The sequence below is a fragment of the Streptomyces sp. NPDC093984 genome, from assembly GCF_044764595.1.
In the GTDB taxonomy this organism is placed as follows: Bacteria; Actinomycetota; Actinomycetes; order Streptomycetales; family Streptomycetaceae; genus Streptomyces; species Streptomyces cynarae.
Genome location: NZ_JBIWIM010000008.1, coordinates 150,582 through 165,433 on the forward strand (window position 1 = coordinate 150,582; position 14,852 = coordinate 165,433).

Sequence of the window (14,852 nt, forward strand, 5' to 3'; positions counted from 1 at the left end):
GTTCGGCCGTATGCGGAACCGTGTCCGCCACGCCCGGACACCCGGCAGAGCATGGTTCAGGCCACCCTTCGTTCCATGTACTCCGCGATCTCCGCCATCGGCGGCCTCTCCTCCGTGTCCACCGGGTACGTACGGGGCTCGAAGCCGCCCTCGACCCGTTCGAACTGCGTGAGGGCCGGGCGGACCAGATGGCCGCGGGCCAGGCGGAGCTGGGCCGTGCGGTAGATCGCGGCGGCCATGCGGCCGAGCGCCTGGCCGTCCTGGTGGCGGTGCCTGCGCACGCCGACGTCGACCTGGGCCAGCGCGTCCAGGCCCACCAGGTGCAGCGCGTCCACCAGCATGCCGAGCTCGACGCCGTACCCGACCGGGAAGGGGAGCCGTTCCAGCAGGGAGCGGCGGGCCGCGTACTCGCCGCCGAGCGGCTGGACGAATCCGGCGAGCTGCGGCCAGTGCATGTTGAGCAGCGGGCGCGCCATCAGTTCCGTGACCCGGCCGCCCTGTCCCGCCGTCTTGCGGGAGGCAGGCGCATCCGGCTCGGTGCCGGAGGCGAGCGAATCCGACTCGATGCCGGAGGCAAGCGCATCCGGCTCGGTGCCTAGCGGCCGGTCGTACATCGCCTTCACCAGGTGCACGTCCGGGTCGGTGAGCAGCGGGCCCACGACCCCGGTCACGAAGTCGGAGGAGAACTCCTTCAGGTCCGCGTCGACGAAGCAGACGATGTCCCCTCCGGTGACGAGCAGGGAGCGCCACAGCACCTCGCCCTTGCCGGGCACGGCCGGTATGCGCGGCAGGATCGTGTCGCGGTGCACCACCCTCGCGCCGGCCGCGGCGGCGACCTCGGACGTGCGGTCGGTGGAGCCGGAGTCGACGACGACGATCTCGTCGACCAGCGGAACCTGCCGCACGAGGTCGTGGCGGATGACGGAGACGATCTCGCCGACCGTCTCCTCCTCGTTGAGCGCGGGCAGCACGACGCTGACCGAGGAGCCCGAGGCTCGTTTGGCGGCCATGATCTGGTGGAGCGGGCGATCGGTGACGGACCAGGAGCGGGTGCTCAGCCAGCGCTCGACTTCTTCCAGCACAGTCTGCGGCTCCTCACGTTCGTACGGGGTGGGGGGTGAGTCGGGGACGGTCGAACGGTCTCTCTTGTGATCCATCTCGCGGTTCGGACGACTATCTCAACTCTCCCGGCCGTCGGTTACAGTCTTGAACAACGCCGGTGACCATCGCATGTCGGGGTCCACCCCCGGCCCGCACCGGCGAAACAACCACATACAGCTCATCCAGAGGGGCAGAGGGACACGGCCCGGTGAAGCCCCGGCAACCCTCCAGTCGGCTCTCGTCTTCGCAGGCGGGGCTCCCGGCTAGGGAAGGTGCCAATTCCGTCTCACGGCGAGGTGCGTCGTGGGGAAGATGAGGAGAAAGGGCCTCGCCTGACATGGCTGTGCAGACAGTTGCAAGCACCACCGACTCCGTGAACCTCGGCCCCGCCGCGGCGCTGTCCTGCCGCGAGTGCGGCCACCGGGTGCCGCTCGGCCCGGTCTTCGCCTGCGAGGAGTGTTTCGGCCCGCTGGAGGTCGCCTACGACTTCTCGGGCTACGACAGCGAGGAGCTGCGGAAGCGCATCGAGGCGGGCCCCGCGAACATCTGGCGCTATGCGCCGCTGCTGCCGGTCCCGGCGGACGTCGCCGACAAGCCGAACCTCAACCCGGGCTGGACCAAGCTCGTCAAGGCCGACAACCTGGCGCGCGAGCTGGGAGTCACCGGCGGGTTGTATGTGAAGGACGACTCCGGTAACCCGACGCACTCCTTCAAGGACCGCGTGGTCGCCCAGGCGCTGGAGGCGGCGCGCGTCTTCGGCTTCACCACCCTGTCGTGCTCCTCCACCGGCAACCTCGCGGGCGCGGTCGGCGCCGCGGCGGCCCGCGCCGGCTTCCGCTCCTGCGTGTTCATCCCGCACGACCTGGAGCAGGGCAAGGTCGTCATGGCCGCGATCTACGGCGGCGAGCTCGTCGGCATCGAGGGCAACTACGACGACGTGAACCGCTTCTGCTCCGAGCTGATCGGCGACCCGGCGGGCGAGGGCTGGGGCTTCGTCAACGTCAACCTGCGGCCGTACTACGCGGAGGGCTCCAAGACCCTGGCGTACGAGATCGCGGAGCAGCTCGGCTGGGAGCTGCCGGACCAGATCGTGGTGCCGATCGCCTCCGGCTCGCAGCTGACGAAGATCGACAAGGGCCTGCAGGAGCTGATCAAGCTCGGGCTCGTCGAGGACAAGCCGTACAAGATCTTCGGCGCGCAGGCCGAGGGCTGCTCGCCGGTGTCGACGGCGTACAAGGCGGGCCACGACGTCGTACGGCCGCAGAAGCCGAACACGATCGCCAAGTCGCTGGCGATCGGCAACCCGGCCGACGGCCCGTACGTCCTGGACATCGCCCGCCGCACGGGCGGCGCCGTGGAGGACGTGACGGACGAGCAGATCGTGGACGCCATCAAGCTGCTGGCGCGCACCGAGGGCATCTTCGCCGAGACGGCGGGTGGCGTGACCGTCGGCGTCACGCGCAAGCTGATCGAGAACGGTGTCCTCGACCCGGCGAAGACGACGGTCGTCCTCAACACCGGGGACGGTCTGAAGACGCTGGACGCGGTGGCCGGCACGGGGCTGACCGCGACGATCCGTCCTACCCTCGAGTCCTTCCGCGAGGCCGGTCTCGTCTGACCCTCCGCCCGCCACAACCCACCAGCCGTACCCCGACCGGAGGTCATCCCCCGATGAGCGTCACCGTCCGCATCCCCACCATCCTGCGCACCTACACGGGCGGCCAGGCCGAGGTCACCGCCGAGGGCGCGACCCTCGCCGAGGTCATCGCCGACCTGGAGAAGAACCACACCGGCATCGCCGCCCGCGTCCTGGACGACCAGGGCAAGCTGCGGCGCTTCGTCAACGTCTACGTGAACGACGACGACGTCCGCTTCGAGCAGGGTCTTCAGACCGCCACCCCGGACGGCGCGGGCGTCTCCATCATCCCGGCGGTCGCGGGCGGCTGACGGTCGTTCGGACGCCTGATCATTACCCTCGGTAACGCAGGTAACCGAGAGTTCATCGAATTGCCCTCTCCGTGAGAGAAACGGAGGGGGCAATTCTGCATGGTTGAGCGGGGTACAGTTGGGGAACGCGCTCCCGGACTCCCCTTCCGGGCCCGCGATCACCTGCCGCGGGCCCGACAAGAAGCAGCCAAACTGTGCAGGGCTTTTGCGCCATTCATTCCCTTTACCCGGCCCGACTTGCCCTGAATTCGGGTGAATTCTCCGTACATTCCCGACCGGTCGGACCCCGAATTCTCGTCCGATTGACCTGTTGCAGACGGCAGTTGGACAGATACATTCAGCCGCGGTCGACGCGTTCCGGCGCACGCCCCCAACCGTTGGGGGGTGAGGTCTGACCCGGATCCGCGAAGTGTGGATCTGTGCAAGGGCCAGTAATAGGGGAGTTAGGCATGGCTCAGGGCACCGTCAAGTGGTTCAACGCGGAGAAGGGGTACGGCTTCATCGCGGTCGACGGTGGTGCGGACGTCTTCGTCCACTACAGCGCGATCCAGATGGACGGCTACCGCACCCTTGAGGAGGGCCAGCGGGTCGAGTTCGAGATCTCGCAGGGTCAGAAGGGGCCGCAGGCGGACATGGTTCGCCTGGCCGGCTGAAGTTACGCGCCGACGCTGAACTGTTCGACGTGTCGAGGGGCTCGTATCCCGTCCGGGGTACGGGCCCCTCGGTCGTGTCCGGCCGTGGTCCCCGGGGGCGCGCGGCGGCGTCCACCTGCGGATCATGCTCCCGAGTTCACCCCCGGTCCCCGAGAGCCGCTTGCGCCCGCCCGTCACCCGACCACCACCCCCCAACGAGCCCGCTCCGCGGGCGCGCCTTGCACTCGGACGGGGCGAGTGCTAATCATTGGCGTTAGCACTCTGAAGGTGAGAGTGACAACAGAAGGACCGGGTCGGTGAGGCCGCGGGCCGGGTGGGGCAAGGAACCTCCGGCCGGGGCCGTCCGTCGCGGGCGCGGGCGCGGTCCGAAGGAATCACCCCCAGTCCTGGAGGGACCACTTCACATGGCCAAGATCATCGCGTTCGACGAGGAGGCGCGGCGCGGCCTCGAGCGCGGCATGAACCAGCTCGCGGACGCCGTGAAGGTGACGCTCGGCCCCAAGGGCCGCAACGTCGTCCTCGAGAAGAAGTGGGGCGCCCCCACGATCACCAACGATGGTGTCTCCATCGCCAAGGAGATCGAGCTCGAGGACCCGTACGAGAAGATCGGCGCCGAGCTGGTCAAGGAAGTCGCCAAGAAGACGGACGACGTCGCCGGTGACGGTACGACCACCGCGACCGTGCTCGCCCAGGCGCTGGTCCGCGAGGGCCTGCGCAACGTGGCCGCCGGTGCCAACCCGATGGGCCTGAAGCGCGGTATCGAGAAGGCCGTCGAGGCCGTCTCCGCCGCCCTGCTCGAGCAGGCCAAGGACGTCGAGACCAAGGAGCAGATCGCCTCCACGGCCTCCATCTCCGCCGCCGACACCCAGATCGGCGAGCTGATCGCCGAGGCCATGGACAAGGTCGGCAAGGAAGGCGTCATCACCGTCGAGGAGTCGCAGACCTTCGGTCTGGAGCTCGAGCTCACCGAGGGCATGCGCTTCGACAAGGGCTACATCTCGGCGTACTTCGCCACCGACATGGAGCGTATGGAGGCCGTCCTCGACGACCCCTACATCCTGATCGCCAACTCCAAGATCTCCTCGGTCAAGGACCTGCTCCCGCTCCTCGAGAAGGTCATGCAGTCGGGCAAGCCGCTGCTGATCATCGCCGAGGACGTCGAGGGCGAGGCCCTGTCGACCCTGGTCGTCAACAAGATCCGCGGCACCTTCAAGTCCGTCGCCGTCAAGGCCCCGGGCTTCGGCGACCGCCGCAAGGCCATGCTCGGCGACATCGCCATCCTCACGGGCGGCGAGGTCATCTCCGAGGAGGTCGGCCTCAAGCTGGAGAACGCGACCCTGGACCTCCTGGGCCGCGCCCGCAAGGTCGTCATCACCAAGGACGAGACCACGATCGTCGACGGTGCCGGCTCCGCCGACCAGGTGCAGGGCCGGGTCAACCAGATCCGCGCCGAGATCGAGAACAGCGACTCCGACTACGACCGCGAGAAGCTGCAGGAGCGCCTGGCGAAGCTCGCCGGCGGTGTCGCGGTCATCAAGGCCGGTGCCGCCACCGAGGTGGAGCTCAAGGAGCGCAAGCACCGCATCGAGGACGCCGTCCGCAACGCGAAGGCGGCCGTCGAGGAGGGCATCGTCGCCGGTGGTGGCGTGGCCCTGGTACAGGCGGCGCAGAACTCCTTCGAGAAGCTGGACCTCGACGGTGACGAGGCCGTCGGCGCCGAGATCGTCCGCAAGGCCCTGACCGCCCCGCTGACCCAGATCGCCGTCAACGCCGGCCTCGAGGGCGGCGTCGTGGTGGAGAAGGTCCGCAACCTCACCCCGGGCCACGGCCTGAACGCCGCGACCGGTGAGTACGTGGACATGATCGCCGAGGGCATCATCGACCCGGCGAAGGTGACCCGTTCCGCGCTGCAGAACGCCGCCTCCATCGCCGCGCTGTTCCTCACCACCGAGGCCGTCATCGCCGACAAGCCGGAGAAGGCCGCCGCGCCCGCCGGTGGCGGCATGCCGGGCGGTGACATGGACTTCTGATCCTTCCGAGGATCGGTACCAGTCCTTCCGTACGAGGGCGGCACTCCCTGTCTGTGGCAGGGGGTGCCGCCCTCGGGCGTGTCCTGGATCACGCGGGCGTCCCACCCGGCCGGGAATGTGGGCCGGCGCATAGGCCGTTGCTTCAGAAGCTGCAACAATGCGCGCGCACATACCAGTCGGTTAACACAGCGATCCCGAGGAGCCCCTCACGTGACCGTCACCACGCCCGCCTCCCGCGCGGCCCAGATCCTGTCCCGCCCGATCGCGCTGGGTGGCCTCACCGTCCCGAACCGGATCGTGATGGCGCCGATGACCCGCATGTTCTCCCCGGGCGGCATTCCAGGTGAGGACGTGCGCTCCTACTACGCGCGCCGCGCCGCAGCCGGCGTCGGGCTGATCGTCACCGAAGGCACCTACGTCGGCCACGAGTCGGCCGGCCAGAGCGACCGCGTCCCGCGCTTCCACGGCGAGGAGCAGCTCGCGGGCTGGGCCAAGGTCGCCGAGGACGTGCACGCCGCCGGTGGCACGATCGTCCCGCAGCTGTGGCACATCGGCATGGTCCGCAAGCAGGGCGAGCCCCCCTTCGCGGACGCTCCCGCCGTCGGCCCCTCCGGTCTCGTCACCGCCGGCGCCGAGCCGACCGGCAAGGCGATGACCCAGCAGGACCTGGACGACGTCATCGACGCGTTCGCCCAGGCCGCCGCGGACGCCGAGCGCATCGGCTTCGACGGCGTGGAGATCCACGGCGCCCACGGCTACCTCGTCGACCAGTTCCTGTGGGCGGGCACCAACCGCCGCACGGACGCGTACGGCGGTGACCCGGTGGCCCGCACCAAGTTCGCGGCCGAGATCGTCGCGGCGGTCCGCGAGCGGGTGTCTCCCGATTTCCCCGTGCTCTTCCGTTACTCGCAGTGGAAGCAGCAGGACTACACCGCCCGGCTCGCCGAGACCCCCGAGGAGCTGGAGGCGATCCTCACCCCGCTCGCGGCGGCGGGCGTGGACGCCTTCCACGCCTCCACGCGCCGCTACTGGCTGCCCGAGTTCGAGGGGTCCGACCTCAACCTCGCGGGCTGGACGAAGAAGCTCACCGGCAAGCCGACGATCACGGTGGGTTCGGTGGGCCTGGACGGCGACTTCCTCCGCGCGTTCCAGGGTGAGGGCGCCCCGGTCAAGACCCTCGACAACCTCCTGGACCGGCTGGAGTCGGAGGAGTTCGACCTGGTGGCGGTGGGTCGGGCGCTGCTCCAGGACCCGGAGTGGGCGAAGAAGGTCCTTCAGGGCCGCTTCGACGAGCTGGGCGCGTATGACGCGGCGGCACTGAAGACCCTGCACTGACGGACGGGGCGCTGACGCCCCCGCGCTGACGAACCAGGAGTACGGCCCCTCGCCCTTCGGAGCGCGGGGCCGTACTCATGTGCGACTCCGCGGCGCGGGGTGCCGTCCGGTCCGGTTCGCCGGGAATTCGCTTGCTTAAGTCAATCCTCGGCGCCGTGGCCGCCGTCCTCGTCCTCGTGCTCGTGCCCGAGTCGAAGGTGCGCACCGGTGGACGCTTCGACGTGGTCGGGGCCCTGGGCATGGCGGCCGGACTGGTGTGCCTGCTGCTGGCGATCTCCAAGGGCGCCGACCGGGGCTGGGGCAGCGGCACCACCATCGGCCTGGCGCCGGCATCGGTTTCACCTACGGCTCCATGCCCGCGCTGATCACGGGAGCCGTGCCCGCGTCCGAGACCGGTGCCGCCAACAGCCTCGACACGCTGATGCGGTCCATCGGCACCTCCACCGCGAGCGCGGTCGCCGGCGTGATCCTCGCCCACATGACCAAGACCCTGGGGCCCGTCACCCTGCCCTCCCAGGACGGCTTCCGCACCGTCCTGGCCATCGGGGCCGGTGCCGCGCTCCTCGCCTTCGCCGTCGCCTGCTTCATCCCGCGCCGGCGTCCGGCCACCGGGCAGACGCCGCCCGCGGCCGACGGTCCGGCCGGGCACGCGGAGGTCTCCGAGGCCAAGGCGTAGAGTCCAACTGATCGTCAGGCCGGGCGGTCGCGGCCCCGCTCCCGCGGGCTGGTGCGGCCGCCCGGCCGTCCGTGCACCACGTGTTCCACCGGCACCCGGACGAGGGGCCGTACCGGCGACAAGTTGGAGGTCACACGATGACGACAGCCGAATCCCGCCCGCCGACCGCCGATGACGAGGCCGGGCCCGTGGTGCGCACCGCCGCCGGCGCGGTGCGCGGGCGCCGGGAGGACGGGCTCGCGGTGTTCCGCGGCATACCGTTCGCCGAGCCCCCGGTGGGGGAGCGGCGCTTCCGGGCGCCCCGCCCGGTACGGGCCTGGGAGGGCACACGGGAGGCGTACGCGTTCGGGCCGCCGCCTCCGCAGGAGGCCGGGATCCCCGGCCGGACCGGCTTCCCGGACAGGTCTCTCGGCGACGACTGGCTGACCGTCAACGTCTGGACGCCCGACCCCGATCCGGCCGCCCGCCGCCCCGTGATGGTGTGGATCTACGGCGGCGCCTACAAAATCGGCCACGCGGGCAGCCCCGGCTACGACGCCCGGCACATCGCCCGCGACGGCGGCCTCGTCGTCGTCACCTTCAACTACCGCGTCGGCATCGAGGGCTTCGCCCGCATCGAGGGTGCCCCCGCCAACCGCGGTCTGCTGGACCAGGTCGCGGCCCTGGAGTGGGTGCGGGACAACATCGAGGCCTTCGGCGGCGACCCGGAGCAGGTCACCGTCTTCGGCGAGTCGGCGGGCGCCGGCTCCGTCGCCGCGCTGCTGGCCATGCCCCGTGCGGCCGGGCTGTTCCGGCGGGCGATCGCCCAGAGCGTGCCGGGCACGTACTTCTCCGACGAACTGGCCCGTGACCTCGCGACCGCCATCGCCGCGGAGGCGGGCCTGCGCCCCACGGCCGCCGACCTGTCGGCCGTGGAGCCGCGCCGACTGACCGACGCGGGCCAGGCGCTGAGCGCGAAGATGCTCCAGTACCAGGACCGCTGGGGGCAGGTCGCGCCCACGATGACCCCCTTCTCGCCGGTCGTCGACGGTGAGGTGCTGCCCACCACACCCTGGCGGGCGCTGGCGGGCGGCGCCGGCCGGGACGTCGAGCTGGTCACCGGGCACAACCGGGAGGAGTACCAGCTGTTCCTGGTCCTCGGCGGCATGCTCGGCAGGATCACCGAGGAGCAGGTGACGGGAGCCCTGCGCCTGTTCGCTCCTGGCCCGGACGGCGAGGCCGCCTACCGCGCCGCGTTCCCCGACGCCACGCCCGACGAGCTGTACGAACGGATCCAGTCCGACTGGCTCTTCCGCATGCCCACCCTGCACCTGGCCGAGGCGCAGGTGGCCGGGGGCGGCCGTGCGTACGCGTACGAACTGACCTGGCCCGCGCCGGGCGGCGGAGGCGTCCTGCGCGCCTGCCACGGCCTGGACATCCCGCTCGTGTTCGGCACGTTCACGGCGGACCTCGGCTCCCTGCTGTTCACGGACGGGGAGCCCGGCCCGGAGGCCGAGGCGCTGGCCTCCCGGTTCCGCGCGTCCTGGACCACGTTCGCGAGGACGGGCGACCCGGGCTGGCCGGCGTACGACACCGAGCGCCGGCTGGTGCAGGTGCTGGACGTGGAGCCGACGGTCACGGCGTACCCGGAGGAGGCGTCGCGGCGCATCTGGGAGGGCCACGAGTTCCCCGCGCTGCCGCTGCTGGCATGAACTTGCCTGGCGTGCAGGCAAGTTGGTGATGCGCGCCCGGAATACGGTCGGTAGGGTGCCGCGTTGGCGCTGATCATGACGCTGCGCCTGACACTTCCGAACGGCACCGACCTCGCCTACGAGTCCACGGGTGAGGGCCCGCTCGCCGTGTACGCCCACGGCCTGCTGCTGAGCCGGCAGGCCGAGGCGGACCTGGGCCTGTTCGGCTGGGCGGCGGTCGAAGCCCTGCCCGGCCGCCGTCTCGTGCGCTACGACGCCCGGGGGCACGGTGAGTCGGGTGACCGCCCGCACGCCGAGGACTACACCTACCCGCGGTTCGCCGACGACCTGCTGGCGGTGATGGACCACGTGGACGGCGGGCGGCCCGTGGCGGGCATGGGCGGCTCGCTGGGCTGCGCCACCGTGCTGACCGCGGCGGTGCGCACACCCGAACGGTTCGACCGCCTGGTGCTCATGATCCCGCCGACCGCGTGGGAGACCCGGCCCGCCCAGGCGGAGCTGTACCGGGGTCTCGCCGACGTCACGGAGAAAGAGGGCGTCGAGGGGTTCGCGGCGGCGCTGGCGGGCGCGCCGGTTCCGGAGTCCCTCGTCGGCGCGCCGGGCTACCCGCCGCGGTCGCTGGGGGCGCACCCCGGGACGCTGCCGGCACTGCTGCGCGGGGCGGCGGCCTCCGATCTGCCCGCCCGGGAGGAGATCGCCCGTCTCGCCCAGCCCGCGCTGGTCCTCACGTGGAGCGGTGACCCGGGGCACCCGGTCGCCACGGCGGAGCAACTCGCCGAGCTGCTGCCCGACGCGCGGCTGCACGTCTCCCACGACCCCACTGACATCGCGACCTGGGACGAGCGCATCGCCGAGTTCCTGCGGGGTTAGATCCGGGTACATCCAGCGCGGGCGCGAGCGGGCATCGGAAAAGGGCGCATTCATCGCGAGCCCCGTGGCACCTGATGTGCCATGAGAGGGAAGCGTACGGCGATCCAGTCGGTGTGGCACTGGCTGCAGACGGCCGGCCGGACGGTGCGGCGGGCCTGCGAGGGACCGGGCCGGGAGCGGGACATCGTCGTCCAGGCGCTGAAGGCGGCGCTGGCCGCCTGGGTGGCCTGGGCCGTGGCGGGCTGGTGGCTGAAGGCCCCGGTGGCCTTCGTGGCGCCCTGGGTGGCGGTCGTCCTGGTGGAGTCGACCGTGTACCGGTCGATCGCGCACGGGCTGCAGCAGCTCGCGGCGATCGCCACCGGCACGGTCGTGGCGACAGCGGTGGCCCTGCTGCTGCACGACACGATGACCGCCATGGCGCTGGTGCTGCCCACGGTGGTGCTGCTGGGCCACTGGCAGCGCCTGGGCAGCCAGGGCATCTACGCGGCCACCGGCGCGCTGTTCGTCCTGACCAACGGGCAGGTCACCGTCGCCACCTCGGCCGCCCGGATCGCCGAGGCGGTCTTCGGCGCCCTGGTCGGGATCACCGTCAACGCGCTGATCCGGCCCCCGGTGTATCTGCGGGACAGCCGGGCGGCCCTCCAGGACGCCGCGGGGGAGGCCCACGACATCCTCGAGGCCGTGGCCGACGGGATGGCCGGGAACCGGTGGGACGCCGGTGAGGCCGCCACCTGGCACGAGCGCGCGCTGCGCCTGGAGCGCCTGGTGGACCAGGCCCGCTCCGCGATCGGCTGGAGCCGGGAGAGCATGCGCATCAACCTCCGCCGCCGCTCACGCGCCGTGTCCGCGCCGGGCAAGGACTACGACGACGCGGTCGTCGTCCTGGACTACGCCGCCGTGCACACCGCCGGTGTCACCCGGGCGGTCCTGGAGGCCGCGTCCGAGGTCCGGCCGGCGGCCCGGCCGGGCCCCTCCGCCGCCCGTCGCTACGCGGACTTCCTGCACCGGACCGCGCAGGCGCTCCAGCTCTACTGCCAGAGCCGCTTCGGCACCCAGGACGACCACGAGCTGCGCCAAGCCGTGCGCAAGCTGCGCGACACGCACGACGAACTGCGCCGCCACCTGACCCGCTCGGTACCGGACGACCCCAACGAGGTCGCCACTTACGGCACCCTGCTGACCCAGGCCCGCCGCCTGGTCGACCAGCTCGTCGCCACGGAGTCGTGACCGTCCCGCTCGTGCCGCGCGGGCGTGCAGGACCATGGAAACCGGTGCCGACAGCTCATGCCCAGCCGCAGGGGAGACCGCCGATGACACAGCCCCCGCTTCCCGGAGTCCTGGCCGACGTCGCCCCGATCCTGGACCACTGGGGCTATCTGGCGGTCGCCGGTCTGGTGTTCATCGAGGACTTCGGCGTGCCCGTGCCCGGCGAGACGATCCTGATCGTCGCCGCCGTCTACGGGGGCGCGGGCCGACTGGGCATCGTCCTGGTGGCGGTCATCGCCTTCTTCGCCGCCGTGCTCGGCGACAACGTCGGCTACGCCATCGGCCGCTTCGGCGGCCACCGGCTCGTCGAGCGCTACGGCCGCTACGTCCTGCTCACCCCGGCCCGCGTCGAGAAGGCGGAAGGCTTCTTCACCCGGCACGGCGGCAAGGTCGTCACCGTCGCCCGATTCATCGAGGGCCTGCGCCAGGCGAACGGGATCATCGCCGGGATGGCCGGAATGTCCTGGCGCCGCTTCCTGATCTTCAACGCCCTGGGCGCGGCCCTGTGGGTCGGCGCCTGGGTCACGTTCGGCGGTCTGGCCGGAGCCCACCTGAACACCCTCTACCCGGCGATCCAGCGCTACGAGCTGTACCTGCTGACAGCCATGGCCGTACTGGTCGTGATCCTCATCGGCCGCCATGTGCACCGGCGCCGCAGCGACGCGGCGCGGCAGCCGGACCAGTGAGCGACGCGTGGACGGCACTCGACCAGGACTCGTGGGTGCCGTGGACCGGTGCTCGGACGAGCCGCCGACGCCCACCGGGTGGTGCCCGCGCGCAGTGCGACGGTTTCCCGAGAACTGTTGCACTTCGCGCACCGCACACCCGGAGCGGCCCGCGATGGCGGCGCCTCGCATGTGACGGGCTACGTCCGCCGCGTGAAGCCGAACGTGTACGTCGTCGCGAAGCCCACCGCGTAGCCCGTCAGCAGCCCGCCTCCGTAGATCGCCGCAGTCACCCCCGGCCCCCTGTTCCCCGCCAGCAGCGGAAACAGCGCCCACCCGGACGGTCCGATCGCCGTCGCGCCCACCTTGTAGCCGAGCATCGCGAAGCCGCCGACGAACGCTCCGCCCGCCGCACCGCCGACGCACGCCGTGAGGAACGGGCGGCCGAGCGGCAGCGAGACCCCGTAGATCAGGGGCTCGCCCACGCCCAGGAGGCCCGCCGGGAGGGCCGAGCGGATCGTCGTACGGAGGGAGAGGTCGTGGCGGAGGCGGACGTAGACCGCCAGGGCCGCGCCCACCTGGCCCGCGCCCGCCATCGCCAGGAGGGGGAGCAGGACCGTCGAGCCCTGCTGTTCGATGAGGGTGGTGTGGATCGGGATCAGGGCCTGGTGCAGGCCCAGCATCACCAGGGGGAGGAACAGGCCGCCGAGGACCAGGCCCGCTGCCGCGCCCGTGGTCGTCAGGAGCCAGTTCGCCGCCGTGCCGATGGCGCTCGCCGCCGCTCCGGCCGCGTACATCAGGGCGTAGAGGGTCACCAGGCCGGGGACCAGGACCGTGAGCGTCGGGGTGAGCAGGACGTCCAAAGTGGCCGGGACCCAGGTGCGGCACCACTTCTCGACGTACGTCGCGAGGAGCGCGGCGGCCAGGGCGCCCAGCACCCCGCCCTGGCCGGGGGCGAGGGCCGTCCCGAGCACGGTGACCTTGGCGACCCCGGGGTAGACCACGACCGCGGCCACCGCGGCGCCCAGTACCGGCGTGCCGCCGAACTCCTTCGCCGTGTTGTGGCCCACGAAGACCGCGATCAGGGCCATGAAGGCGGAGGAGAGGGTGGTGAGGGCGGGCGTGAGGGACGGCAGCAGGCGCAGGTTGAGGAGCAGGCCGGTCGCGCCCGCGATGACGCCGCAGCCGATGAGGGCCGGGATCAGCGGCACGAAGACGTTCGCCACGCGGCGCAGGAGGATCTTGCCGGGGGTGGCGTTGCGCTGTCGCCGGGCCTCCTTCAACGCGGCCGAGCGCGCGGCCCGTTCATCGGCGCTCGTACGGACGAGGGCCTCGAACTCCGCCGTGACCTGCGCGGCCTTCCCCGGCCCGAGCACGATCTGGTACGTGTCGTCGTCCACCACTCCCAGCACCTCGGGCAGCGCGTGCAGGGCGTCCTCGTCGACGAGGGAGCGGTCGGCCAGGCCCAGCCGCAGCCGGGTCATGCAGTGGGCGACGGAGGTGATGTTCGCGGGGCCGCCGACCAGGGGGAGCAGCGCGGCGGCGGTGGCGGCGTATGAGGTACTGGGCACGGGTCGAGGGTGCGGTCCCTGAAAGTACCGAGGCGGGCGCCGCGCGGAGACCTCCGCCGCTCTCCACCGAAAGGTGGCTCAGCCGGCCGACTTCTCCAGTGCCGCGCGCAGATGCCCTCCGCTCTCCGTGAGGAGACGTTTCGCCGTCGGGCCGTCCACGCCGCCCAGGATGGTGAGGATCGCGTCCTTGACCTCGCCGCCCGTGGCCGCGAGGGCACGCTCGATCTCCTCGTCGCCCGCGCCGGTCGCCAGCGCCACGATGCGGTGGGAGCGGGCGCGCAGCTTGTCGTTGGAGGCGCGGACGTCGACCATCAGGTTCCCGTACGTCTTTCCGAGGCGGATCATCGTGATCGTCGAGAGCATGTTGAGGACCAGCTTCTGCGCCGTGCCCGCCTTCAGCCGTGTCGAGCCGGTCAGCAGTTCCGGGCCGACCACGATCTCGATGCCGTGGTCGGCGGCTGCCGCGAGCGCGCTGTCCGCGTTGCAGGACAGGCCGACCGTCAGCGCGCCCCGCGCCCGCGCGTGCTCCACCGCGCCGACCGCGTAGGGCGTGCGCCCCGACGCCGAGACGCCGACCACCGTGTCACGCTCCGTCAGCTCCAGCGCTTCGAGGTCCTTCGCCGCCAGCTCCCTGGAGTCCTCCGCGCCTTCGACCGACGTCACCATGGCGTCCGGGCCGCCCGCGATCAGGCCCACGACCTGGGAGGGGTCCGTGTCGAAGGTGGGCGGGCACTCGGACGCGTCCAGGACGCCGAGCCGCCCGGCGGTCCCCGCGCCGGCGTAGACGAGCCGGCCGCCGCGGGCCATCCGCTCGGCGATGGCGTCGATCGCGGCGGCGATCTGCGGCAGCCGCGCGGCGACCGCGGCGGGCACGGTCGCGTCCTCGCCGTTCATCAGCTTCGCGATCTCCAGCGTCGGCAGCCGGTCGATCTCGGCCAGCTCGGGACGGAACGCCTCGGTGGTCAGCGTCTCCAGCTCGGCGCGGAGATCGCGGGGGTGGGACGAGGAGGTCATGAGGGTGGCTCGTTTCCGGTGTGGCACTGCTCT

At 71.7% G+C, this 14,852-nt stretch carries 12 protein-coding genes, 1 pseudogene and 1 riboswitch; of the genes and pseudogenes, 10 read left to right on the plus strand and 3 right to left on the minus strand.

What is annotated here, in order from left to right; translation table 11 throughout:
• Positions 1-56: 56 nt before the first annotated feature.
• Positions 57-1,082 carry a glucosyl-3-phosphoglycerate synthase gene (locus tag ACIRC0_RS27480; protein ID WP_403621132.1) on the minus strand — a complete coding sequence of 342 codons (1,026 nt, stop codon included), beginning with the start codon at positions 1,080-1,082 and terminating at the stop codon, positions 57-59.
• 194 nt (positions 1,083-1,276) lie between these two features.
• Positions 1,277-1,420: riboswitch (SAM riboswitch) on the plus strand.
• An 18-nt stretch (positions 1,421-1,438) separates the two neighbouring features.
• Here ACIRC0_RS27480 and thrC point away from each other — a divergent pair.
• The 10 genes and pseudogenes from thrC (at position 1,439) to ACIRC0_RS27530 (ending at position 12,255) form a co-directional block, all read left to right on the plus strand.
• Positions 1,439-2,719, plus strand: a complete 1,281-nt coding sequence (gene thrC, locus ACIRC0_RS27485; RefSeq protein WP_403620769.1) for a threonine synthase — start codon at positions 1,439-1,441, stop codon at positions 2,717-2,719.
• A 53-nt stretch (positions 2,720-2,772) separates the two neighbouring features.
• Complete coding sequence (locus tag ACIRC0_RS27490) at positions 2,773-3,048, plus strand: MoaD/ThiS family protein (protein WP_358779748.1); 276 nt, start codon at positions 2,773-2,775, stop codon at positions 3,046-3,048.
• A 449-nt stretch (positions 3,049-3,497) separates the two neighbouring features.
• Positions 3,498-3,701, plus strand: a complete 204-nt coding sequence (locus ACIRC0_RS27495; RefSeq protein WP_009339379.1) for a cold-shock protein — start codon at positions 3,498-3,500, stop codon at positions 3,699-3,701.
• 404 nt (positions 3,702-4,105) lie between these two features.
• A complete protein-coding gene (gene groL / locus ACIRC0_RS27500) occupies positions 4,106-5,731 on the plus strand; it encodes a chaperonin GroEL (RefSeq protein ID WP_403620773.1) in 1,626 nt (541 codons plus the stop codon).
• Positions 5,732-5,941: 210 nt separating this feature from the next.
• The gene (locus tag ACIRC0_RS27505) at positions 5,942-7,066 is read left to right on the plus strand and encodes an NADH:flavin oxidoreductase (protein WP_403620776.1); all 1,125 of its coding nucleotides are present in this window, start codon (positions 5,942-5,944) and stop codon (positions 7,064-7,066) included.
• Between the two features lie 146 nt (positions 7,067-7,212).
• Positions 7,213-7,742 (plus strand): annotated as a pseudogene (locus ACIRC0_RS27510) (MFS transporter); the annotation flags it as partial.
• A 137-nt stretch (positions 7,743-7,879) separates the two neighbouring features.
• Positions 7,880-9,433 (plus strand): carboxylesterase/lipase family protein, encoded by a 1,554-nt coding sequence (locus ACIRC0_RS27515; protein WP_403620779.1) that lies wholly within the window; start codon positions 7,880-7,882, stop codon positions 9,431-9,433.
• A 63-nt stretch (positions 9,434-9,496) separates the two neighbouring features.
• Positions 9,497-10,303, plus strand: coding sequence for an alpha/beta fold hydrolase (locus ACIRC0_RS27520; protein ID WP_403620782.1), 807 nt, complete (start codon positions 9,497-9,499; stop codon positions 10,301-10,303).
• Positions 10,304-10,384: 81 nt separating this feature from the next.
• The gene (locus ACIRC0_RS27525; protein WP_403620785.1) at positions 10,385-11,530 is read left to right on the plus strand and encodes an aromatic acid exporter family protein; all 1,146 of its coding nucleotides are present in this window, start codon (positions 10,385-10,387) and stop codon (positions 11,528-11,530) included.
• A gap of 83 nt (positions 11,531-11,613) precedes the next feature.
• The gene (locus ACIRC0_RS27530) at positions 11,614-12,255 is read left to right on the plus strand and encodes a DedA family protein (protein WP_403620788.1); all 642 of its coding nucleotides are present in this window, start codon (positions 11,614-11,616) and stop codon (positions 12,253-12,255) included.
• A gap of 179 nt (positions 12,256-12,434) precedes the next feature.
• On the opposite strand, the gene ACIRC0_RS27535 is transcribed toward ACIRC0_RS27530, so the two are convergent.
• A complete protein-coding gene (locus tag ACIRC0_RS27535; RefSeq protein WP_403620791.1) occupies positions 12,435-13,805 on the minus strand; it encodes a PTS transporter subunit EIIC in 1,371 nt (456 codons plus the stop codon).
• 78 nt (positions 13,806-13,883) lie between these two features.
• Positions 13,884-14,819: an N-acetylmuramic acid 6-phosphate etherase gene (gene murQ, locus ACIRC0_RS27540; RefSeq protein WP_403620794.1), complete on the minus strand. Its 936-nt coding sequence runs from the start codon at positions 14,817-14,819 to the stop codon at positions 13,884-13,886.
• Positions 14,820-14,852 lie beyond the last annotated feature (33 nt).

Excerpts from the sequence above, each read along its gene's own strand:
- thrC (WP_403620769.1), top strand. The coding sequence starts at position 1,439 with ATGGCTGTGCAGACAGTTGCAAGCACCACCGACTCCGTGAACCTCGGC.
- ACIRC0_RS27490 (WP_358779748.1), top strand. The coding sequence starts at position 2,773 with ATGAGCGTCACCGTCCGCATCCCCACCATCCTGCGCACCTACACGGGC.
- ACIRC0_RS27495 (WP_009339379.1), top strand. The coding sequence starts at position 3,498 with ATGGCTCAGGGCACCGTCAAGTGGTTCAACGCGGAGAAGGGGTACGGC.
- groL (WP_403620773.1), top strand. The coding sequence starts at position 4,106 with ATGGCCAAGATCATCGCGTTCGACGAGGAGGCGCGGCGCGGCCTCGAG.
- ACIRC0_RS27515 (WP_403620779.1), top strand. The coding sequence starts at position 7,880 with ATGACGACAGCCGAATCCCGCCCGCCGACCGCCGATGACGAGGCCGGG.
- ACIRC0_RS27525 (WP_403620785.1), top strand. The coding sequence starts at position 10,385 with ATGAGAGGGAAGCGTACGGCGATCCAGTCGGTGTGGCACTGGCTGCAG.
- ACIRC0_RS27530 (WP_403620788.1), top strand. The coding sequence starts at position 11,614 with ATGACACAGCCCCCGCTTCCCGGAGTCCTGGCCGACGTCGCCCCGATC.
- murQ (WP_403620794.1), bottom strand. The coding sequence starts at position 14,819 with ATGACCTCCTCGTCCCACCCCCGCGATCTCCGCGCCGAGCTGGAGACG.